Raw genomic sequence first — 22,413 nt, 5'->3', positions numbered from 1 at the left:
CTATGGTCGGCCTAAAGCCCAACACTACCTTCCCAACACTATCTTCCTCCTCCCCTCACTCAAAAGTCTTCCAATCCGTCGGCTCCTGTGAAACCTCACCATTTCTGGTGTGGCGAAACTTCGACATCGTATCGTAGATCGCCCGGCGGCCCCGGTTGAGCCCGCCCATGGGCCGGTGCACGGGCAGCGCGTGCCAGGGGGTGAAGGAGAGTTGGTCGCCGTACAACTGCTGCGCCGGCGTGTCAAAAGTTTGCTGGAGGACCTTGATGGTGGCCACCTTGACGAAGGGGGAAAGGTCCTGGCTCCATTCCACACGGGGATCTTCGATCGGCATCAGCTCGGCGTCGGTCTGGACTTGAATGTAGAAATCAAGGTACACCGCACCGTCTTTAAGGGTCTGCACCATTCGTTCGCGGAGGTAATTGTCGGAGGGCGTCCCGGTGGGCAGCGTGGCACCGCTGGGCGTTTGGGGTAAGACGGCGTACTTCACCGCCCGGTCGCCCAGCAAATAGGGCGTGGTGGAGCCCCACTCCACGTCAAACATATCCGCCACCTGGATATTTACCGAGGCAAAGAGTTTTAACAGGCCCAGGTGGGTGAGGAAAAAGGCTCCCGCACTCAATTTTCCTCCGTTGATGGATTTCAATAATTTGCCAAAGGTCTTCACGTCTTTGGTCACAAAAATCTGGGTGCTCATGAAAACGAAATCCTGGGTCGTTGCAGCGGCCTGCTCGGGCAATATTTTTTCGCCCTCCACGCCCATCAGCTTGATGGCCATCCCCCGCGAATCTTTGGCAATGTCCGGCTTTTTTTGTCCCGATAAATTGGAATAGCGGATCCAGGCGTGGAAAGTCCGGGGCTCGGCAAATACGCCCACCCGGTATTCCGCCGGGATGTGTTCGCTGACGGTAAATTCTGCCTTCACCAATCCGTGCTGCTTCGGGTGGGCGTCGCGCAGGGTGCGCTCCGGGGCGGGGAAATCTTTTTCCAGCCGTTCCTTGAGCAGGCCGATGATTTTCTGGGTGGCCGCCCCTTCCCCCGGCGGGGGGTATTCGGTGGCCATTAGTGGGACTATCCGCTGGGCGGCCACGCCGCCCCCCAGGCCCATCAGCAGCAGGGTGAAAATGAGGGAATAAATATGCATTTTGAAGTAGGTTATTTCTTTATAACGTTTTCATGTATTCCACAATGGCGCGGCGTTCTCTTTCCGTCAGGTGGGTACCGAAGTTGTGGCCCAGGTTGGAATTGCCTTCCATGACTCTGCCGTTTTTGTCGTTGACCCGGAAGAGGTTTTTCCCTTCGTCGGTGCGGAAGCCTACTTTCACGGGGTCGAACTCCCGGCTGCCCACCCAAAATTCCGTCGGGCGCTGCTTAGGCGGGGTCATCAAATCCCAGAGCGTTGGTACCGAACCGTTGTGGAGGTAGGGCGCAGTGGCCCAGATGCCGTTCAGCGGCCGGCCTTTGTAAACCAGCCCGTCAAGGTTTTTATCCGTTTGGGTGAAGTCGTCGGGCTCTGCCGTGTCCACGAGTTGTAATTCCATGAAGCCGTGCTGGTCAAAACGGTGCTCGACGATGGAATCCCGGATGTCTTCGTGGTGCTTAACTTGCTTTCGCCACGACTTGGTCTCGGTGCCCTTTTCGCCGGTGATGGCGGCTGCGGAGAGCGCTTTAACCGGATTTTTGAGTACCAGGCCTACGACGCCGTTGACGGGAATCTGGATGGACTGTGCACTATCGCGAAAACGTTCGCCGACCAAAATTTCGGCCTTGGTTCCTTTCAAAATTCCCGTAGCGCCCATGTGGTGCTCGGCCGCCCAGGCGGTTATCGGGTCGGTGCCCAGGGAATCGAGCGGCGTGCGGGCGGAGACGTATTTTTTGCCTTCGTCGGCTGGCTTGATCACCTGATGGCACCTTGCGCATTCCCTTTTAAACAGGGGCTCGCCCGCTGCGGCCAAATCCAGGTTGATGGCCGGGAAATTGGCGTCTTCCCAGCGCGGTGAACGCAGGTTTTTGACGTACAATTCGAGGGCTCCCAATCCGTGAAAATCGATGGTGGAAGAGTACTTTATTTTTTTACCCAGCAGCCGCGCCAGCCAGCCCGCTCTTTCGATTTCCAGGCCACCAAAAACGCCCACCACCTGGCCGGTGTTGCGCACCAGCGGGCCCACCACTGGCGTATTCGGTGCCGAGCAGTTCCACTGGACTACGTCCGACTGGTGCGTACCCCACAGGAAGGGATAAGATACCGGGGCAATGGCCGCGTTGCGGTTGCTCAGCATATTAAGGCCGAATGCCGTACCCGCATTTTCAATATTGGTAAATGCATCGAGCCGGCCGTAACTGGTAAAATCTTTGGGATAATGTTCGGGTAAAGCGTTAACGATTTGGCGCTGCCCGGAAGCGGTGGCTTGTTGGAGTAGGTCGCTGCGCAGCTTTTTTGCGGACTGTACCGAATAATTGCTGCCAAGGACATTCTGGGCAAAGCGCTGGAATTTTTTATCGTCGCGGTGGGTTGCGTTCATCGCCAGGATTAATTCCTCAAAAAAGCCGACGAAATTCGCCAGGGTCGGGGCTCCATCGATTAAGTATTTATTGCCATCGTAATCCAGTTGGTTGGTATGGCAGGCGGCGCAGGTAAAGCCCACCATGGCCCCTTCGGCGGAATTCTGCCGCGTCATGACAAAGCCGATGGGCAATCCGGAAGGATTAAATTTAGACGTCTTCATGGGCAAATAACCCAGGTCGGACATATGCTCCGCACTCCGGAAAAGTTCTTCGCTATCCGCCTGCTCCAGCCAGGTAAACCAGGCGTAGGGCAGTACCTCCGCGCCCTGGGGGGTAAACCAGAATTTTTCTTTGATGGAATCCGGCCAGTTTTGTTCCAGCGATAGCCTTTCGGGTACTTCCCCCACCTCCTTCACGTATTTTACGTCTTTGGGCATTACGAGGGCCGTACTTACGTTGCAGGCAATGAAAAACAGCCCCACGCAGGAGGCGAAAAAAATGTACTTTTTCATGACTTTTATTTATGGGTGCTGGCGCTTCCAGAAGGGAAGCCGCGAAAAGTGCTGACGAAAGGCAAAGTCCTCCCTGAGCGGGCGGCGGCTTTGCGTGCCGTAAAGTAGTTTACAACTTTTGGCTTTTGTACTCCCGGCCGCTCGTTTCCGGGGGGCTACGGGGGAAAACACGTAGAAATACCTGCTTTTTTGGGTGACGAAGCAGGGCAGGCTGGCGTGGGCCTTGCCTTGCTCCTTCGTTTTTGGGTTGCACCTGCGGCCGCGCCCTTTTGCTTGTGCCCGTTTGAAGCGCGGCCGTGCGGGTGGGACCGCAAATCTGGGCGCGGCCGCAGGTGCAGGGGGAGTTGGCCCCCCAACCCCCAAAGGGGGGGGAGCGAGGGAGGGGCAAGCGCATATTATTGCGGGAAAGGCAGGGGGGCCACACCCAATGGCCTCGGAAATAAAAAAGCGCTAATATTACGGCTGGAAAGATCAGCTCATGCCCACCTACCTAATTTTCGATACGGAAACTACCGGCCTGCCGAAATCCTGGAAAGCACCGATGAAGGATATTGGCAACTGGCCCTCCATTGTCCAACTCGCCTGGCAGTTGGTGGACGGGGAAATGAATACCCTGGCGGCAGAATGCTTCATTATCCAGACGAAAGTGCCGATCAGCGCTGCGGCAGCCAAAATGCACGGCATCACCCAGCAGCGTTCGCTGCGGGAGGGAAAGCCTTTACTGGAAGTACTCGACCAATTTACCGCCGCAATAGTCCAGGCGGACGTGCTGGTGGCCCATAACCTCGATTTTGATCATAAGGTACTCGGTAGCGAATACCTGCGCGCGGGACGGAAGCCACCCTTTGGGAAGAAGAAAATGATCTGCACCATGAAATCGTCCGTAGATTTTTGTCGCTTACCCGGTCCCTACGGTTACAAATGGCCTACCCTGGAAGAATTGCACAAAAAGCTTTTGGGGGAAGGTTTTTCCGGCGCACACCACGCAGGAACAGACGTGGAAATGACCCGGCGGTGTTTGGGGGGCTTGGTGGGGGCGGGGGTGGTGGGGTAGGGGTAAATTATCCGACTCGCCAAATTCTTAGCGCTTGTAACTTTGGAAAATTGTTTTAACTTGCGCCTGTGAAAAATGCGGACTCACCATAGCAAGATGCAATAGCCGTTCTTGCTCCAGTGAGTTCCCTAAGCCTATTCCTTTTCTTTTTCGAGCTTTACGCTACCTACCTGCTGCCTTTCCAATATTGAGTGAAGCTCGAGCTGCCTACCTATACCTACCCATCAACTTTTCACCTAAACTGAAACAATGGATTCCCCCAGTACAAAAACCCTCCGGATCTTGCTCAAGCTTTTGGCCGCGCCAAAGCGATTGACCAGTAAGCAACTCGGTGCTTTCGTGGGCCTGGAAGACCGCTCCAGTGTGCGGGATCATTTGAATCATATTCGGGCGGCGGGTATTCAGGTAGAACACGATAATCACAATCGCTACTATGTACTGCCCACCACAGGATTCAAAGAGTTGGGTTACCTCTCGCCCTTGAATGAAGCCGATAAGGCGAGGATTCGGGACGCCCTGGGAAAGCTACCTACCGCTGAGGCGATGCAACTTGCCAACAAGATTGATAGCCTGCTGGACTTCCAATCGCTCGGGCTTGAGGCGCTGCGCCGACCGGAACTGGAGAAAATCAACTGCCTGGAGGAAGCCATCCGGGAAAAGCGGCGGGTGCTTTTGGTCAACTACCGCAGCCGCAGCAGCAACAACGAGCGGGACCGCAAAGTGGAGGTTTTTGGGCTGGAACCAGAGAATGGTATGATCCGGGCTTACGATACCGAAAAGTTGCGAACCGCCCACTTCATGCTCAGCCGCATGGATCGGGTTACGGTGCTGAATGAGCCTTGGATGTACGAATCTCAGCACTCCCATCACCCAAGCGATGCCTTTAGTATTGTCGATAAGCGCACGGTTCTGGTAGATCTCACCCTCAAAGTGAGTGCCTACAACGACCTCATCGAGCGGAATCCCCACGCCCGGCTCTGCGTCCGCAAAGGCATGGAAGAGAACACTTACCAGTTTTCAGGCAGGGTGAACCATAAGTACATTGGGTTGCGACAATTCATCATGGCTAATTGGGAAGACGTGACAATTCATTCCCCGGACGGCTTAAGAGATCTAATAGTGGCAGATGCCAAAGACCTTCTAGCACGGTACTCTAGTGCCGAGTAAGGTGGTGGATGCTAGTGCCTCATTGGCAAGTATCTACCACAAAATTCAGAAAACCTCAACCCCGGAGGGGATTCTCCCCCAGGGGGCATATGACCTTTACGCCATCAATTCAAGCCCATGCGCATTACCTTCTTCACAACTCCAAATTTTACCAGGCTGGTGCCCTTTGACTACCAACACAAATTGGTTGGGCGGTTGCACGGCTGGCTGGGTGAGAACGCCGAGCACGACAGCATCTCCCTTTACTCCGTTTCCTGGCTAGGTAGGGGAGAGGTGCGCAGTGGGGCTTTGAGTTTCCCTCACGGCACTTCTTTTCACGTAAGTGCAGCCAATGACGGCCTGCTGGCAGATTTGATCGAAGGCCTTCAGACCGACACCGAGATCAACTGGGGGATGAGGGTGAAAAGCATCATGCCCCAACGGGAACCTGTTTTCGGCGAAACTGCACGCTTTATGATGCAGAGTCCTGTGCTGATCAAGCGAAAGGTGGCCGATGGCACCCAGCAGTTTTTCTACCACACCGATAAGGAGGCGGATGACTACATGACTGAGACAATGCACGCCAAGATGGCCCATGCGGGAGTGGAAGGCCGCCTATCCCTCCGTTTCGACCGTGACTACGATAAGGCACGCGTGAAGATGGCGACCTACCGAGGCATCAAAAACAAAGGTTCGCTCTGTCCCGTCATCGCAGAAGGCGATCCGCACTGCCTGGCATTCGCTTGGAACGTGGGCATTGGGAATAGTACGGGAATTGGGTTTGGAGCTATAAAATGATCAGTACAATGGAACAATTAGACCTTAGTTTTTACCTTGAACCGCCGGAGCTAACGGTGGAGGGCATACTTGAAATAACCGCACTAGCACCGCTTTCGATGGTAGCTTCACAGCCAGGAACCTATTTTCGTACGGCGCTAAAGCCACCGGTACATATGGTGTATGGAATGATCGAAAATGCCTTGGGCTGGCATTTTGTTCCAGATCTTCGTAAAGAGATACTCAAGGGTCTCGCAAAGACAGCAAAAAAGCAAAACCGAAAAAATAATGCTTTCGCAGATCACCCTTGGTTACAAGGAAAGCCTACCAAGGTAGCACTGACTAACTACTTTAGCCTTCTTCAGTACCACCTTGAGATATCCGAGGCAGACGATCCAACAGAAGCAATGACTTATGATGATTTGTGGTCGATGCATTTAAAAGATCAAGGGCTTTCAGGTTATGGGGGGAGTAGGATTTACGATTACCGTTTGGAAGGATTGATTACAGCGCTTCGTCAATCTAGGAGTGCAGGTGACAGTAAGATTACAGTTGGAGAAGGAGAGAAGTTTAAGCAAACAGAGCTCGAAGAAATTTATCATCTACGAGTGGGAAACGTACATTTGAAGACCGTCCAAAAGGGTTACCCGCAATACTATGTTAGCCCGAAAAAACGCGGATTCGTCGTTCCTACTAGCGCCTATCGGATGCCTTTCAAAGCCACTGAATCCTCATATCAATTACTTATCCAGGCGATAGCCACACCTACCGCACCGACTTACCTTGGTACAAGCGAAGGCTGGGTAAGCATTAAACTTGCTGAAGATGGAAGATAGATTTAATAACTGGCACCCGTTGCCTAGGTACGGGCTGGCCGCCGCTATTCATGATTGGCGCAGTAGAATTGACAATATGCAGGCTATGCCCGAACTACACGATACGGCACTGGCAGAACTAGCGGGCGAAGCCCTTACTAAGGTTCAGTTTGGTTTTTTGCTTGAAGCCCGCACCGAAGGCGTAGCTGCTGATACTGTTACCTATTCCTTATTTAACCAAATTGATCGCCTGGCCCCAGGGAGCAAGAGTGGGCAAAACGCCGCTAATGGATTTTTCTTAGCACCACACGTGCTGACGTCCAATAATTCAGGGATGATGGTACAGGAGTTCAAGGCTTTGCAAAAAGCGCTGAAAGGGGGGCTAGACAAAAGTTATCAGTTGAAACGCTCCTTTTCTCCGCAGACTTCAAAGATCAATGCTGGTACCAAATCGATGAGTGATCCCAAAGATGAGTTGTTGGCTGCCGCCTACACTGCTGTAGGTGCCGCGACGGCAAACAAAGCCGCAGCGTTAGACTACGATACTTTTACCAACATTGGGTTAATTCCAGACATTCCGTTTAGCAGCCCGATTACAGGTGGGTATCCGTTACTGGATTACTTGAAATCACTCAGCCGTATCCAGAAAGATTTGGCGGATGCCTACGTCGGCAGATACGATCCGGAAAAGAAGAAATACATAGGCAGACCACCTATTTATCGAGGCAATTTTCGGAATGCACTAAACAACGTCAATTTTGGGATTCTGCAACTATTGGCCGCATTCAGTGGACTGATTGTTCAGGGTGAGGAAGTAGACAAGGAGGAGATAGTTAGTTTGGTAGATATTCTTGCCGGCCGGCCAATGATGATTATTGGCTACGACTACAACGGACAACAGCAATTCGGCACCCATCTAACCGAAATAACAGCTAACGGCGAGTTGTATCGCGCCCTGAACGAAGTCTGGAAAATCGAACTGGTAGGCGTGGATTCAGCCAAGAAGTACAAATCCCCACATTGGGAACACCTCAAACGCAACCTCGACCGCTGGCTGCGCCGTTTTGACCCCGCCTCTCTCAGAGGTTTCCTGTCCGTTAGGGCTAATTATCCTGTCACCTTCCTTCCCCTCATCCATAAATACTTTCTAATGCAAGAGATTTCCAAAGAAGTTGTCGACTCCGCCATGGCAATGGGCAAGTCACTAAATAGTGCAGCCTACAAAGCTGCAAAGGACAAGTATTCCAGTGACAAAGGAGTTACTGAGCGTAACATTTCCGAGTACAAATCTCGCGTGCTATCCAGCTTGGAGGGCAACATTCGGAGTGCCAAAGGTGGCAGCCAGTTGCTCAGTCAAGTAAGTACGCTGATTGGGCGGATGACCAGCTATGACCTTAGCCCGAAGTCAGCCCCTTTCATGAAAGCGGTTCTTACCGGAGAAGTAGATTATAAAGTCGCTCAAGACCTGTTGATCGCCTTTATGCGCCTCAACCAAGGCAAGAAAAAAGAATTTGCAGAAACTACTACCGACACCGACACACTCGAATCCGTTGGCTTTTCCATCGATTAAAATTCCCTTCACTGCTTTAACTTAACCCTTGCACCTGCGTACGCGCCTAAATATCTACTGGAAACGGCGGCCGGTGTGCAATAACTTAATAACTATATGATTACCGTAAAAAGCATTTTGGTCACTACCGTGGCTACCCTGGAAAACCATGCCGCTAACCGAGGTGAAAAACTACTCGGGAACGCAAGCAGCGTGAAGCGCACCCCCGACGGCAAAGTCTACGTGAGTGGGCAAATGCAGCGCCACGTCCTGTTTTCTGCCATCGAACGGCTCAACGAAAGCGATCCCGAGCGGGGAGAAACTTACGTAAGCAATGGAGACGGGATTTCCACCAAAATCGAAACGGATCTTCGCAGTGACCTGGGCGGTTTTCTGGACACCAACCTCGGAGATTATTCCGGCCGACGGACCGCACCGCTCTCGGCCACACCCGCAGTCTCTTTGCAGGAAAGTAAGGTTGGTCAAGATCTTTTGGTGCGCCTAAAAATGTCCGGTAAGGACGCTGAGAAAAAGCAGGCACTAGCTCTTAACGAGTTCTCCGAAAAAGATGAGATGGTAATGAACTTTCACCTCGACATCGGGGCTGTAGGTGCCGTGAAGACTTTCACTTACGAAGGGGAAGCACACGTAGCAACCAACTATGTACGTAAAATCGATGATGCGGAGCACGCCCGCCGGATTCGTTTGTTTCTGGATGCCACACGCTCGATGGTGGATTACGCTAATCAGGCCCGTAACGCTGTCACAGGCGAACCGCACCGCGTACTGATCGTACTGGATCCTGGCATGAGCCGTAAGGCCATGCAATATTTCAGCAGTGATGAGACCCGCCAACAGCGCATCCTGGCGGAACTCGAGGCTCGGGGAGCTACCTATTTTCTGGGTGATGACAATGATGGAAATGGAAGATCCGTCTATCAAGCTTATACTGCCGCACTTGACGCGCTGAAGGACGGTAAACTTTACCGTCCTGAATTCGCCTAAGATGGGAACTATGCCTAAATACGGTAAGCCCAGCGGGCTGACCTTGCGGCAGCACACGGACAACGTAAAGCAGCAAGGCGCAATGCTACGCAAGCAGTTTCCATTCTGGACGAATAAGTACAAGCAGCTTACAGGAGAAGATCTTGACGATTTTTGCACTACCGCAGAAGAATACCACGACTATGGTAAAGGATTCAGCGATCGTTGGAGGGAAGCTTGTGCAAAGGATGTAGCTCTGTACCATACCTGGCTACGCAGGCATGGTTTCGCCACCGAACAAGTGGACCGTGAACTGCATCATCGCTACGAAGAAGAGTTAAGGCGAGCAGGAAAAGCAACAGCTCCCAATCTTTTTTGTGCCGGTGTTCGCCACGAGTTTTCCTCCTTGGATTTCCTCGCTCAACACCGTCCGAAAACACCCGGACCAGTTGTTGCTGCCATAGCTGCCCATCATGGTAAACTGGCTAAGGGAGAATATGTAGAAAAGCGTTGGCGAATGGACGGTACCGACGGCTCAGGATTGGAAGTAGGACCATATTACAAATTCTACAAACAGTTTAGAGGGAGCAGCAACAAGGCCGCGGAACGAGAGTCTTTCGATAAGCTGGTCCTCCGCCGTTATCGATATGCCGCCGTTCGCTCTCTTTTACAACTGGCCGATACCCGCGCCAGTCGCTGGGAAGGGATGGGCGACGAAGGAATGGTGCCGCTGATCCCCTTTACCGGTCCCAAAGGATTCGGGGTAGACGTCAACCTTCGTCCTGTACAGGATGCTGCCGTAAAGTTCGCCGAGGCGCAGCGAACCATCCTGCGTGCGCCGACGGGTAGCGGCAAAACCTATGCCTGTTTGTTGTGGGCAGAGCGGCAGATCTTAACCCAAACTCCGCGAGCTGACCGATTGGTAATTGCCATGCCCACCCGATTCACGTCGAATGCCCTGCGGGAGGCTGTGCGGGAGCAAATTCCTGATCTAATCGGTGGCGGAACTGAAGGTGAAGATGAACCGCAAGTAGGTCTCTACCATAGTAGTGCTTTTTTCAATCTTTATGGCGATAATGGAGATGATAGCTGGGGTAGCAAAGAGGTAGAACGCCAAAAACTGGCGCGCTACCTCGCGACGCCAGTAACGGTCTGCACAATCGATCACCTGCTAGCTTGCCTGACTGGAACGCGTGAGCAACACTTCTCTACGTTCTTTTTCCTGGCTAACAGTTGCGTGGTTTTCGACGAGACAGACTTTTACGATGAATTCGTCCAAGCCAACATCCAGACGCTGCTTGACGTACTGGATATTCTGAAAGTTCCAACGCTGATCATGAGCGCTACCGTTCCCAATTCCGCGCGGTCGCTCTACCGGGTAAAAGACCTCATTCGGGAAACGGCGCAACCGGGATCGGAAAATGTTCGTAAAAAAATGCGCTATCTCGGTACGTCTGCCAAACCGGAAGATACCGCTGAATTCCTCAAGGAAATGTTGACCGCCGGACAGGGAATAATTTATGCGAATACTGTTGCTCGCGCACTGTCCTATTACGAATTCCTCGAACCACTAGTGGGAGAAACCCCATTGACGATCTACCACAGTCGCTTCACCGAACCAGATAAAAAACGCATTGAAGAAGAGTTGGAAGCCAACTTGGGTAAAAAAGCCCACGCTGATGGTCGGGCCAGCGGCATAGTTATCATGACCCAGATCGGTGAAATGAGCATCAACATTAGTTCTAAGCTGATGCTCACCGATTGTTGCCCGTGGGATCGTTTAGCACAAAGGATCGGTCGTTTAGCTCGCTTCTCTGTAGACAATGCATCAGAGGTGAACGCGACAGTTGCCGTTGTGGAGCCAATTGATGATAAAGGAGAAGCTTACGCCTGGCCATATGTTGAGGTGGACACAAAATCCGATACTAGCAAGCGAACCGTGTACCGACCAATAGCGGCCTACGCCAAAACCCTTGCCGAGATCAAAGTCTTAATAGAAAAAGCAGACGATTATCGTTTGACGCCAGAGAATCTAGTCGAGCATACAAACAGATTGTACCAGAATGGTATGAAATTCAGTGAAGCAACGATAGAAAATCAATTGTATTACCGCGAATTAATCAAGGATAATTGGTTGTTAGTTGGGGCTGCTGGAAATAATGATGAGGATACTAAAACGAATACTTGGCAGTCGCGTAACATCAGTGATCAGCTAACTGTGCTGATTCAGGCTCCTGAATCAAGGTTTACAAACTATAATGAATTTCAAAAGTACGCCCTCGCCCACGGTGTCTCCTGCCCTGTTTATAAAATTCGTAGTGAACTCAGGAAGAAAGACGGGGAAGGGCCCTCTATTAAGTTGACCACAGTGCTGGTCGGAGCGAAAGGACGTGAAAAATCCGCTGAGGTTTATTATGCATGCGAAGGAGCTTACGATAAAAAGATGGGTTTACTGAGCCTATATGGCTATGATTGGAAAGCAAACCACTTGCTATGATGACTTACACCGCTTCCCACCTAACCTACCTACTCCTCTGCCACCGCAAACTTTGGCTGCACCACCGTCAAATTCGGATGGAGGACAACTCAGTAGACGTTGCGGCTGGCAAACTGCTCGACCGGGCCACCTACCAGCGCCGCGCGAAAAAGTGGAGCCAATTGGTGTGCGACACTCTGAAGATCGACCATTTTGATCCACTAGCCAAGGTGGTTAAGGAAACCAAGAAGAGCCCCAAACTCGAACACGCCCACGTTGCCCAGCTCAAGTACTACCTGTACGCGCTGGAGCGGCGGGGCGTGGCCGGGGCAACGGGCTTGCTGGAATACCCCGCCCAGCGGAGGACCCTAGAAGTGGCACTTACTGAGGCTGACCGGTCCGTTACCATCCCGGGCTGGGAGGCAGAAATTGCTAGGATTGTGGGGTTGGATGAATGTCCACCGCTGGTGAAAAAATCGTACTGCGGAGAATGCGCGTTTCACGATTTCTGCTTTGTTTGATGCTGTAGGGGATCTCCCCCCACCTTGCTCCTCATCTTTGCTTTGCACCTGCGAAAGCGCCCGCATCCTGCTCGCTTATACGAAAAGTGGAGGATTGGGGGTTGCTTCCGGGTCTCAAAACCAGCAATGATGAAACGTGCCTATTACCTGTTTAATCCCGGCCGGATGAGCCGTCAGGATAATACCCTGAAATTTGAACCTACGGGTACTGAAGAAGATCAAAAGCCCCGTTTTCTACCAGTGGAGGGCGTCAGTGCACTCTATATTTTTGGTAGTGTTGACGCAAACAGTGCGTTATATAATTTTCTGGGCCGCAAGCATATTCCGGTACATTTTTTTGATTATTATGAGCACTATACGGGTACGTTTAGCCCCCGTGAGCATCTGCTCGCTGGACAGATGCTCGTGAACCAAACGAATGCTTACCGCTTGAGCAAACGCCGGCTCCACCTCGCCGCCGGGTTCGTAGAAGGTGCTACTTTTAATATGCTCAAAAATTTAAAGTACTACCAAGGCCGGGGAAAAGAACTGGAATACTTGATTGAAAAATTGGGAGCGCTCCGCCTGCTGATCGGCACCGCTGCCGATATTCCCGAGCTGATGGGTATTGAGGGAAATTGTCGTCAATTATATTACGAGGCTTTCCCCATCATTGTCCCAGGATACGCCTGGGAGGGCCGTAGTAAAAGACCGCCGACTAATGAACTGAACGCACTGGTAAGCTTTGGAAATTCTCTGTGTTATTCCGTGTGTTTGGATGCCATTTATAACAGCCAGTTAAACCCAACGATCAGTTTTTTACATGAACCAGGAGTGCGGCGCTACAGCCTTGCCTTGGACGTAAGCGAAATTTTTAAACCTTTGCTGGTAGACCGTTTACTATTTCGAATGTGCAACAAGCGTGAACTCGGGCCGAAAGATTTTGATCTGGTGGATAATGCCTGTTTTCTTTCCGAGCGAGGACGAAAAGCTTTCGTGGCTGCTTGGGAAGAAAAACTAAAAGACGGTATTCAGCACCGCAAGCTTAATCGGCGGGTCACCTACCGGCATCTCCTGCGCCTGGAATGCTACAAAATCGCCAAATACGTCATGAAGCTGGAGGAACGCTACGAGCCTTTTCATGCCTGGTGGTAATCTTAAAAAGGGATCGTATTTTTTTGATTTTTGCGGCGCGACCGCAGGTGCAATATTTATTCTAACCAAGCAAGGAAATTATGTACGTTATCGCTGTTTACGATGTCGCCGCAGAGCGGACTGGAAAAATGCTCCGTCTCTGTCGCCAACATTTGCATTGGATCCAGAATTCTGTGTTTGAAGGGGAATTGACGGCCGTAGGTCTACGGGAATTAGAGATCGAAGCCGAGAAGATCATGGATTTGAGCTATGATAGCTTGATCATTTTCACCAACACCCACGTTCACCGGGTGGAGCGAAGGATCATTGGCAGGGAAAAGCAGGAAATTGACCAGTTCCTCTAGTCGTCGGTGAGGCTCCTGCGCTGCCCCTGATTGATTGAGTCAGGGAGCGACTAATTGCTAATTTGCTGATTATGAACAGCTTGTGTCAGTCGTCGATCTACCTGCCAAATCCCCTTACTGCCGACCGACGCAAAATACAGGCAAAATGTGGGGTAGGGGGCCTTTGTTTATGCGGGTTTAGGTGGTAAATTTGGTGCTCTTTGAATTGATCCTTCGGGAATTGAAACGCGGCAAGGAAGACCCCTACGGCTGGGCGGGCACCCTTTGAATTGATCCTTCGGGAATTGAAACTCCGGGCCCGCGAGTGGCGGCGCGCGCCGCACATCGCTTTGAATTGATCCTTCGGGAATTGAAACTAAAGGGCAAAGAGGGACACTGCGCTGCTGAGTTTTCTTTGAATTGATCCTTCGGGAATTGAAACTGCCCATGCCATCGCAGTTACGGCACTTGGTCAGCTTTGAATTGATCCTTCGGGAATTGAAACTCTATGCTGATCCGGGCGAAGACTGGAGCGGCGAAGCTTTGAATTGATCCTTCGGGAATTGAAACTATTTGCCGCACTTGAGGACGCAGGAGACCAGGCCGCTTTGAATTGATCCTTCGGGAATTGAAACTACCGGCGAAAGCTGGACGGGGCTGTGGGCGTGCCGCTTTGAATTGATCCTTCGGGAATTGAAACCCAATCCACGGACTTCTTCAATGGCCGAGTCAACGCTTTGAATTGATCCTTCGGGAATTGAAACCTACTTCGGCAAGTTCTGCAACCGCCTGCTTGGCGCTTTGAATTGATCCTTCGGGAATTGAAACTGGAGATGTTCTACATCTACTCCACCTTCCCGCAGCTTTGAATTGATCCTTCGGGAATTGAAACAACACATGAGCGTCAATACTGAGGCCCTCCAGTCATCTTTGAATTGATCCTTCGGGAATTGAAACTATAACGACATCGTCTTGGTCCAGCCCGCCCGGAACTTTGAATTGATCCTTCGGGAATTGAAACTGTAAAGATCTTTGGATGGATCGAAGAGATTTCAGCTTTGAATTGATCCTTCGGGAATTGAAACTGTCGTGATGATTGACACGAAGAACGAGCATCACGACTTTGAATTGATCCTTCGGGAATTGAAACCCGCACCACCAATGGCAAGGATCGGCAGCGACACCCTTTGAATTGATCCTTCGGGAATTGAAACCCTGGAATCGGGGACGGGCGATTATCAGACGTTGCTCTTTGAATTGATCCTTCGGGAATTGAAACGACGTGCATTGCTACCGGGAGGAAACAGTAAACGGTCTTTGAATTGATCCTTCGGGAATTGAAACTGCCCGCTTGGGTAGAGGATGACGAACTAGACATCCTTTGAATTGATCCTTCGGGAATTGAAACGATGTCGTCGAAGAATTCCCCCCGCTTCTGCATAACTTTGAATTGATCCTTCGGGAATTGAAACATGGCACGGTCGATGAATGACTTCTGGTAGAAAAGCCTTTGAATTGATCCTTCGGGAATTGAAACGACGATCAGGGAGATGAGCGACAACAGGCCCACAATCTTTGAATTGATCCTTCGGGAATTGAAACCTACCATCGACGACCTGCTGAATACGAAGAAGCTGGCTTTGAATTGATCCTTCGGGAATTGAAACTGCTGTTCGGAGTATCCGCCACCGACTACCACGCGACTTTGAATTGATCCTTCGGGAATTGAAACTTTGCCCGCGTAGTGATGGTACGATACTACGCGCACCTTTGAATTGATCCTTCGGGAATTGAAACACGTGATCCTTGGCGTAGACGTGAGGAAGGTGATCCCTTTGAATTGATCCTTCGGGAATTGAAACATGAGTTGGGAGGAACAGGTGCAGGAAGATTTCGGCTTTGAATTGATCCTTCGGGAATTGAAACAGGAATATGAATCGCTTGGTTTCGGTGATGGACATGCTTTGAATTGATCCTTCGGGAATTGAAACAGGAATATGAATCGCTTGGTTTCGGTGATGGACATGCTTTGAATTGATCCTTCGGGAATTGAAACACGTGAACGGCAAGGTGGTGTCCTTCCACGAAAACCCTTTGAATTGATCCTTCGGGAATTGAAACACTACGCTGCTCCAGTCGCTATCTGGAGGCTCGACCCTTTGAATTGATCCTTCGGGAATTGAAACTTAAACTTTTGCATCGTACACAATGGACTGCCCGGAGCTTTGAATTGATCCTTCGGGAATTGAAACTGGCCTTTCTTTTTGGCCTTCCCCAGCGAGGGCCCCACTTTGAATTGATCCTTCGGGAATTGAAACTTCCGAACTTGATCAGTGCCACACCATGCCGTTTGGCTTTGAATTGATCCTTCGGGAATTGAAACCTTACAGCGGAGTAGTGAAAACTGCAGCGGTTCGTCTTTGAATTGATCCTTCGGGAATTGAAACCATAAATGATCACGAATCTCCAAGAAATTAAGGACGCTTTGAATTGATCCTTCGGGAATTGAAACTGCTGGGGTTGTAGGAGGTGGAAGCGATTCCCCTACCTTTGAATTGATCCTTCGGGAATTGAAACACCATGCCCCAGATTCGCTGGAAGCACGACGGCATCTTTGAATTGATCCTTCGGGAATTGAAACTTCAACTTGAATGACGGCACCGACGTGGGCTTGTTCCTTTGAATTGATCCTTCGGGAATTGAAACACGACCTCGAAAAGTACTTCGAGAGCTGGCGCGTAGCTTTGAATTGATCCTTCGGGAATTGAAACGTGTCTTTCTTCCGGTCGAAGGAAATGCAGGTCAGCTTTGAATTGATCCTTCGGGAATTGAAACTGAATCCGGAAGCAGTGACGATGGCCCCTTTGGGCCTTTGAATTGATCCTTCGGGAATTGAAACTTCACGATCGTACCGGAGTACATCGTGCGGAGGGTTCTTTGAATTGATCCTTCGGGAATTGAAACTTAACATTGATATTGATTTAACTGCCAAGGGGCGGCCTTTGAATTGATCCTTCGGGAATTGAAACATGCCAGCACGTTTAACACCGGGGATTTGCGCGGCGCCTTTGAATTGATCCTTCGGGAATTGAAACCCTAAAAACGGTGCGGGGCTGGGGTGGTAGAGGCCCCTTTGAATTGATCCTTCGGGAATTGAAACTCGGGTTTCCCGACCGGCTTTGCCTGCTGCCCGGCGCTTTGAATTGATCCTTCGGGAATTGAAACTCGTGATACCACCCTTGGCAAGGGCAGGGATATTGCTTTGAATTGATCCTTCGGGAATTGAAACTGGGCGATCTCGTGACTGATTACGTAAATATCCCAGCTTTGAATTGATCCTTCGGGAATTGAAACGGTAGTGCTGCACGTTCTCTTTTGGGATGCGCAACTTTGAATTGATCCTTCGGGAATTGAAACACACCGTCCGCAGCATGGACCTCACCGCTTTCCCCTTTGAATTGATCCTTCGGGAATTGAAACAAGAATACTGCACCACCGTTTCAGATTGCGACCCGCCTTTGAATTGATCCTTCGGGAATTGAAACCGCAATCAGGAAGCCCCCATCGAAGCTCTGCACAGGCTTTGAATTGATCCTTCGGGAATTGAAACGTATTGACCAGCACTACGACAGGGTACGTTGTGGTCCTTTGAATTGATCCTTCGGGAATTGAAACATGAGGGTGATTTTGTTGATCATATTTAATCACTGCTTTGAATTGATCCTTCGGGAATTGAAACGGGTTTCGTCTTCGGGGAGCTGGCCGAGGAGCCGCACTTTGAATTGATCCTTCGGGAATTGAAACGTGGTGGTGCCACCTGCCCCGCAAAATTGATCTGTGCTTTGAATTGATCCTTCGGGAATTGAAACGTCGTAGGAAATGCAGGTCAGGGAAAAGGCCTTGCCCTTTGAATTGATCCTTCGGGAATTGAAACCTTGAAGCTGATCTGGTTGGAGTACTCATCGAGGAACTTTGAATTGATCCTTCGGGAATTGAAACTCGGCGCTGGGTCGACCCCCGTCTTCGCCTTCGCTCTTTGAATTGATCCTTCGGGAATTGAAACAAGGCGTGGGAGATATTCCCTAAGGTAACATGGCTGCTTTGAATTGATCCTTCGGGAATTGAAACCAAGTCGTTGGGGTTCGCACGGTGATGTTTAAGCATCTTTGAATTGATCCTTCGGGAATTGAAACTCACGGGGTTGGGATAAGGGCTGGCCAGCGCTTCGTCTTTGAATTGATCCTTCGGGAATTGAAACGGGATTTGCGCGGCGCGACTGGCCGGCGGGTGCGGCTTTGAATTGATCCTTCGGGAATTGAAACTGGTGTCGGCCAATTCTTCCAGCCAAAAGCGGGTATCTTTGAATTGATCCTTCGGGAATTGAAACTCGCCAAGAGGAATGAGTACTTCGTCTCCTTTCTGCTTTGAATTGATCCTTCGGGAATTGAAACATGCGGGCTGCCCCAACATGTTCCATTCGCCGGGAGCTTTGAATTGATCCTTCGGGAATTGAAACGCTTTCTTCGTGGTGGTTTTCTTGGTGGATTTTTTCTTTGAATTGATCCTTCGGGAATTGAAACCTTTTTTCGTCCGGACCAGTCCTTTTCAGCCAGCAGCTTTGAATTGATCCTTCGGGAATTGAAACATGCATCTGTAGTTCATTCTCATCAGTAAAGCCAAACTTTGAATTGATCCTTCGGGAATTGAAACGCGGTGCGGGTAAGATTGATAAGGATGTAGCGTGACTTTGAATTGATCCTTCGGGAATTGAAACCTGGAGTAATTAACGGTACAAACTTCCGCCTCTACGCTTTGAATTGATCCTTCGGGAATTGAAACTTCATTCGCGCTGTCATTAAGTCCGGCCTCCGGGCCTTTGAATTGATCCTTCGGGAATTGAAACATGATTTGCCCCCACCATGGAGTGTTGGGGGTGATACTTTGAATTGATCCTTCGGGAATTGAAACGAAATGCTGCCTGTTGCACCCAAGCGGTAAATTAGTCTTTGAATTGATCCTTCGGGAATTGAAACCTGGAGTTGTGCGTTGAGAATGAGGAGCCGTTTACGCTTTGAATTGATCCTTCGGGAATTGAAACTTTCGTGGTTGATGGTCATGTTGCGAAACTTCAGGCTTTGAATTGATCCTTCGGGAATTGAAACATGGTGTCCCCATCCTTGTACGTACACTGGTTAGGGCTTTGAATTGATCCTTCGGGAATTGAAACCCTCGTTAAAGTAGCGGAGGAACTCGACTCTTCCACTTTGAATTGATCCTTCGGGAATTGAAACTTAAGTACGCCGCAAATATAATAGCGTGCAATCTTCTTTGAATTGATCCTTCGGGAATTGAAACTAGGGAATATCTACGGAGGCCATAAATACAATCTAGCTTTGAATTGATCCTTCGGGAATTGAAACCCGGAAACGCCGGAACAAGCCGCCCGACGTCGCGCCTTTGAATTGATCCTTCGGGAATTGAAACTAAGGTCCTTTCTGCCTCGCTCAGAAAACTTACGACTTTGAATTGATCCTTCGGGAATTGAAACGTGATCGTTTCGACCTCCACGCGGTAATACCCCTCCTTTGAATTGATCCTTCGGGAATTGAAACTGGTCAGGTGCGTGTTCATAATGCGGCCCAAGCGGTCTTTGAATTGATCCTTCGGGAATTGAAACTGATGATCGCTTCGGCGGGGTATGTAGTCAGGCAGACTTTGAATTGATCCTTCGGGAATTGAAACTTCGTGTGGGGATCATAGTCAAGTCGCCTGCGCTGTCTTTGAATTGATCCTTCGGGAATTGAAACAAGAAACGCGCCTTCGCGTCCGTCTCCTCGAAGGCCTTTGAATTGATCCTTCGGGAATTGAAACCTGTCCATCTGGAAGATAATGTCCGAAACGTTGGGCTTTGAATTGATCCTTCGGGAATTGAAACGAACCTTACCTCTGCTTCCGTCAGCTGGAACTCCCTCTTTGAATTGATCCTTCGGGAATTGAAACCCACGTGAAATTTGGTAAGTGCGGGAGGTTTTGGCTCTTTGAATTGATCCTTCGGGAATTGAAACGCGCGTGATGATGTCCGTCATCAATGGATCCAACAACTTTGAATTGATCCTTCGGGAATTGAAACCGAACGGGTGCCTGCTGATCGGGCTACCCTCGGGCTTTGAATTGATCCTTCGGGAATTGAAACGCGAAGGTTTGCGAGAATACCGCCGCTGCGCCTTTCTTTGAATTGATCCTTCGGGAATTGAAACCGAACGGGTGCCTGCTGATCGGGCTACCCTCGGGCTTTGAATTGATCCTTCGGGAATTGAAACTCCGGGAGCAGACCGCAAAGGAGCGCAAGGCGGAGACTTTGAATTGATCCTTCGGGAATTGAAACGCGTCTTGGTCCAGGTCGAGCCAGACGAAGTAGACGCTTTGAATTGATCCTTCGGGAATTGAAACCCTGATCGTCGAACCCCGTCTGGGCAACGGCTGGTACTTTGAATTGATCCTTCGGGAATTGAAACACGGCCAAGGTACCCCCACCCCCACCCCCGCAACGCCCTTTGAATTGATCCTTCGGGAATTGAAACTAAGGTCACTTGTGGCAAAACCAGTCCACCCAGTGCTTTGAATTGATCCTTCGGGAATTGAAACTTATTTATCCCGACTTATACCCGGTACCCCCGAGTTTCTTTGAATTGATCCTTCGGGAATTGAAACAACGCGACAAGCTCCGAGCCTACCTAGGCAAAAACGCCTTTGAATTGATCCTTCGGGAATTGAAACTGCGCCACGGGATATTTAGCCGCTTTTTTGAAGCTCTACTTTGAATTGATCCTTCGGGAATTGAAACACGCTGTTGATGGTGTTTTGAGTGGCCAGGCGCTCCTTTGAATTGATCCTTCGGGAATTGAAACGCGTGAGCTGGAGAAGATGTAAACTCCCCTTTCTTCTTTGAATTGATCCTTCGGGAATTGAAACCAAGTGGGGGGTGAATGTTGGCAAATGGCCCAACAATCTTTGAATTGATCCTTCGGGAATTGAAACGGAGCAACCGGACCGCAAGGCCCCGCCGGCCCCATCCTTTGAATTGATCCTTCGGGAATTGAAACTAGCCAGTACCGTCCTGACCGTGGCAAATGCCTTTGCTTTGAATTGATCCTTCGGGAATTGAAACTCTGGTAGGTGGAAAAGACCGGGGCGTAGGTGGTGTCTTTGAATTGATCCTTCGGGAATTGAAACGTGAACGGCAGCCTTCACGCCTGAAATAAAGTCGCCTTTGAATTGATCCTTCGGGAATTGAAACTAAGCGAACCACTACCCTTTTTCTCAGCGCAAAGGCTTTGAATTGATCCTTCGGGAATTGAAACTGGCGGCAGAGAACTGGCTCGTACCAACCCGGCGGACTTTGAATTGATCCTTCGGGAATTGAAACGGGTTAGTATACATCTCGATCAGGCGCTCGATCAGGCTTTGAATTGATCCTTCGGGAATTGAAACAATTTAAAATAGCAATGCCTCGCTATTACCGACAAACTTTGAATTGATCCTTCGGGAATTGAAACGCCATGTTTCCCTGCGGAATATCGCCTACACCTTCGCTTTGAATTGATCCTTCGGGAATTGAAACAAAATAGACTGTATTGAATCCAGTACTATTTGGGTCCTTTGAATTGATCCTTCGGGAATTGAAACTCCGGAGGCGTGTTGTACCAAACCCGGCCCGCCTGGCTTTGAATTGATCCTTCGGGAATTGAAACGGATTTTGGACAGGTTGGCAATGAAGTCGTTAACGCCTTTGAATTGATCCTTCGGGAATTGAAACCAGGTCTAAATCCAAATTTGGTGTACGGTGGCTCGCTTTGAATTGATCCTTCGGGAATTGAAACGAGATTTTCACGCGCAGAGTCAGCAGAAACAGAGCTTTGAATTGATCCTTCGGGAATTGAAACATGATTTGCCCCCACCATGGAGTGTTGGGGGTGATACTTTGAATTGATCCTTCGGGAATTGAAACAGGTTTTCCAACCTCTCAACCCCGGCGACAATAACGCTTTGAATTGATCCTTCGGGAATTGAAACTCTGGGTTGAGCGAGGAGCGGAAAAAGGACAAACTTTGAATTGATCCTTCGGGAATTGAAACATGTTTCGGGCGGTATCGATCAGTGTGGCGCACCTGCTTTGAATTGATCCTTCGGGAATTGAAACCAGCAAAGCACCAAAAGCGCCATCTATCCCTACATTTTGAATTGATCCTTCGGGAATTGAAACCCGAAATCCCAAGTGGCTTCAATGATCTGCTTGGGGCTTTGAATTGATCCTTCGGGAATTGAAACTGAACTGCGCGGAAGTCGCCAGGGCCCCGCCAAGGCTTTGAATTGATCCTTCGGGAATTGAAACTTGGCGAATATGGCTCAAAAACCATGCGTCCGCACTCTTTGAATTGATCCTTCGGGAATTGAAACGAACCCAAAACACGTCATGTCCTTATGCAGCAGGATCTTTGAATTGATCCTTCGGGAATTGAAACCCGGAAAATTCCTTTCGGCATAACCGGGCGAAAGCCCGTTGAATTGATCCTTCGGGAATTGAAACGAGGGTACTTGTTTCGCCCCTTAGCGTATT

Annotated in this window: 12 protein-coding genes and 1 CRISPR repeat array (1 of these 13 running past the window's edge); of the genes, 10 read left to right on the top strand and 2 right to left on the bottom strand. The window is 50.1% G+C overall.

Annotation, left to right across the window (positions count from 1 at the left end; translation table 11 throughout):
- Window positions 1-55 precede the first annotated feature (55 nt).
- Window positions 56-1,144 carry a catalase family protein gene (locus H9S92_RS13345; RefSeq protein ID WP_187467207.1) on the bottom strand — a complete coding sequence of 363 codons (1,089 nt, stop codon included), beginning with the start codon at window positions 1,142-1,144 and terminating at the stop codon, window positions 56-58.
- Window positions 1,145-1,163: 19 nt separating this feature from the next.
- A complete protein-coding gene (locus H9S92_RS13340; protein WP_187467206.1) occupies window positions 1,164-3,017 on the bottom strand; it encodes a di-heme-cytochrome C peroxidase in 1,854 nt (617 codons plus the stop codon).
- 478 nt (window positions 3,018-3,495) lie between these two features.
- Here H9S92_RS13340 and H9S92_RS13335 point away from each other — a divergent pair, with 478 nt between their 5' ends.
- From H9S92_RS13335 to cas2, 10 genes are all read left to right on the top strand, one after another.
- A complete protein-coding gene (locus H9S92_RS13335; protein ID WP_187467205.1) occupies window positions 3,496-4,071 on the top strand; it encodes a 3'-5' exonuclease in 576 nt (191 codons plus the stop codon).
- Between the two features lie 282 nt (window positions 4,072-4,353).
- On the top strand, window positions 4,354-5,238 hold the full coding sequence (locus tag H9S92_RS13330) for a helix-turn-helix transcriptional regulator (protein WP_187467204.1): 885 nt from the start codon (window positions 4,354-4,356) through the stop codon (window positions 5,236-5,238).
- A gap of 117 nt (window positions 5,239-5,355) precedes the next feature.
- On the top strand, window positions 5,356-6,015 hold the full coding sequence (cas6, locus tag H9S92_RS13325) for a CRISPR-associated endoribonuclease Cas6 (protein ID WP_187467203.1): 660 nt from the start codon (window positions 5,356-5,358) through the stop codon (window positions 6,013-6,015).
- Between the two features lie 8 nt (window positions 6,016-6,023).
- A complete protein-coding gene (locus H9S92_RS13320; RefSeq protein WP_187467202.1) occupies window positions 6,024-6,830 on the top strand; it encodes a hypothetical protein in 807 nt (268 codons plus the stop codon).
- Window positions 6,820-8,379 (top strand): hypothetical protein, encoded by a 1,560-nt coding sequence (locus H9S92_RS13315; RefSeq protein WP_187467201.1) that lies wholly within the window; start codon window positions 6,820-6,822, stop codon window positions 8,377-8,379. Before H9S92_RS13320 ends, H9S92_RS13315 begins: the two co-directional genes overlap by 11 nt.
- Before the next feature lie 96 nt (window positions 8,380-8,475).
- Entirely contained in the window at window positions 8,476-9,363 is an 888-nt protein-coding gene (cas7p, locus tag H9S92_RS13310) for a type I-PGING CRISPR-associated protein Cas7/Csp1 (RefSeq protein WP_222936100.1), read from the top strand.
- A 1-nt stretch (window position 9,364) separates the two neighbouring features.
- On the top strand, window positions 9,365-11,839 hold the full coding sequence (gene cas3, locus H9S92_RS13305) for a CRISPR-associated helicase Cas3' (RefSeq protein WP_187467200.1): 2,475 nt from the start codon (window positions 9,365-9,367) through the stop codon (window positions 11,837-11,839).
- Window positions 11,836-12,339, top strand: a complete 504-nt coding sequence (locus H9S92_RS13300) for a CRISPR-associated protein Cas4 (protein WP_187467199.1) — start codon at window positions 11,836-11,838, stop codon at window positions 12,337-12,339. Before cas3 ends, H9S92_RS13300 begins: the two co-directional genes overlap by 4 nt.
- A 126-nt stretch (window positions 12,340-12,465) precedes the next feature.
- Window positions 12,466-13,473 carry a type I-B CRISPR-associated endonuclease Cas1b gene (cas1b, locus tag H9S92_RS13295; protein ID WP_246463853.1) on the top strand — a complete coding sequence of 336 codons (1,008 nt, stop codon included), beginning with the start codon at window positions 12,466-12,468 and terminating at the stop codon, window positions 13,471-13,473.
- An 80-nt stretch (window positions 13,474-13,553) separates the two neighbouring features.
- Complete coding sequence (cas2, locus tag H9S92_RS13290; protein ID WP_187467197.1) at window positions 13,554-13,817, top strand: CRISPR-associated endonuclease Cas2; 264 nt, start codon at window positions 13,554-13,556, stop codon at window positions 13,815-13,817.
- 198 nt (window positions 13,818-14,015) lie between these two features.
- A CRISPR array of direct repeats spans window positions 14,016-22,413; the repeat unit is 29 nt; unit sequence CTTTGAATTGATCCTTCGGGAATTGAAAC; it runs 229 nt beyond the window's last position.

It is taken from the genome of Neolewinella lacunae, from assembly GCF_014349155.1.
In the GTDB taxonomy this organism is placed as follows: Bacteria; Bacteroidota; Bacteroidia; order Chitinophagales; family Saprospiraceae; genus Neolewinella; species Neolewinella lacunae.
This window is presented reverse-complemented; position numbering and strand designations above follow the sequence as displayed.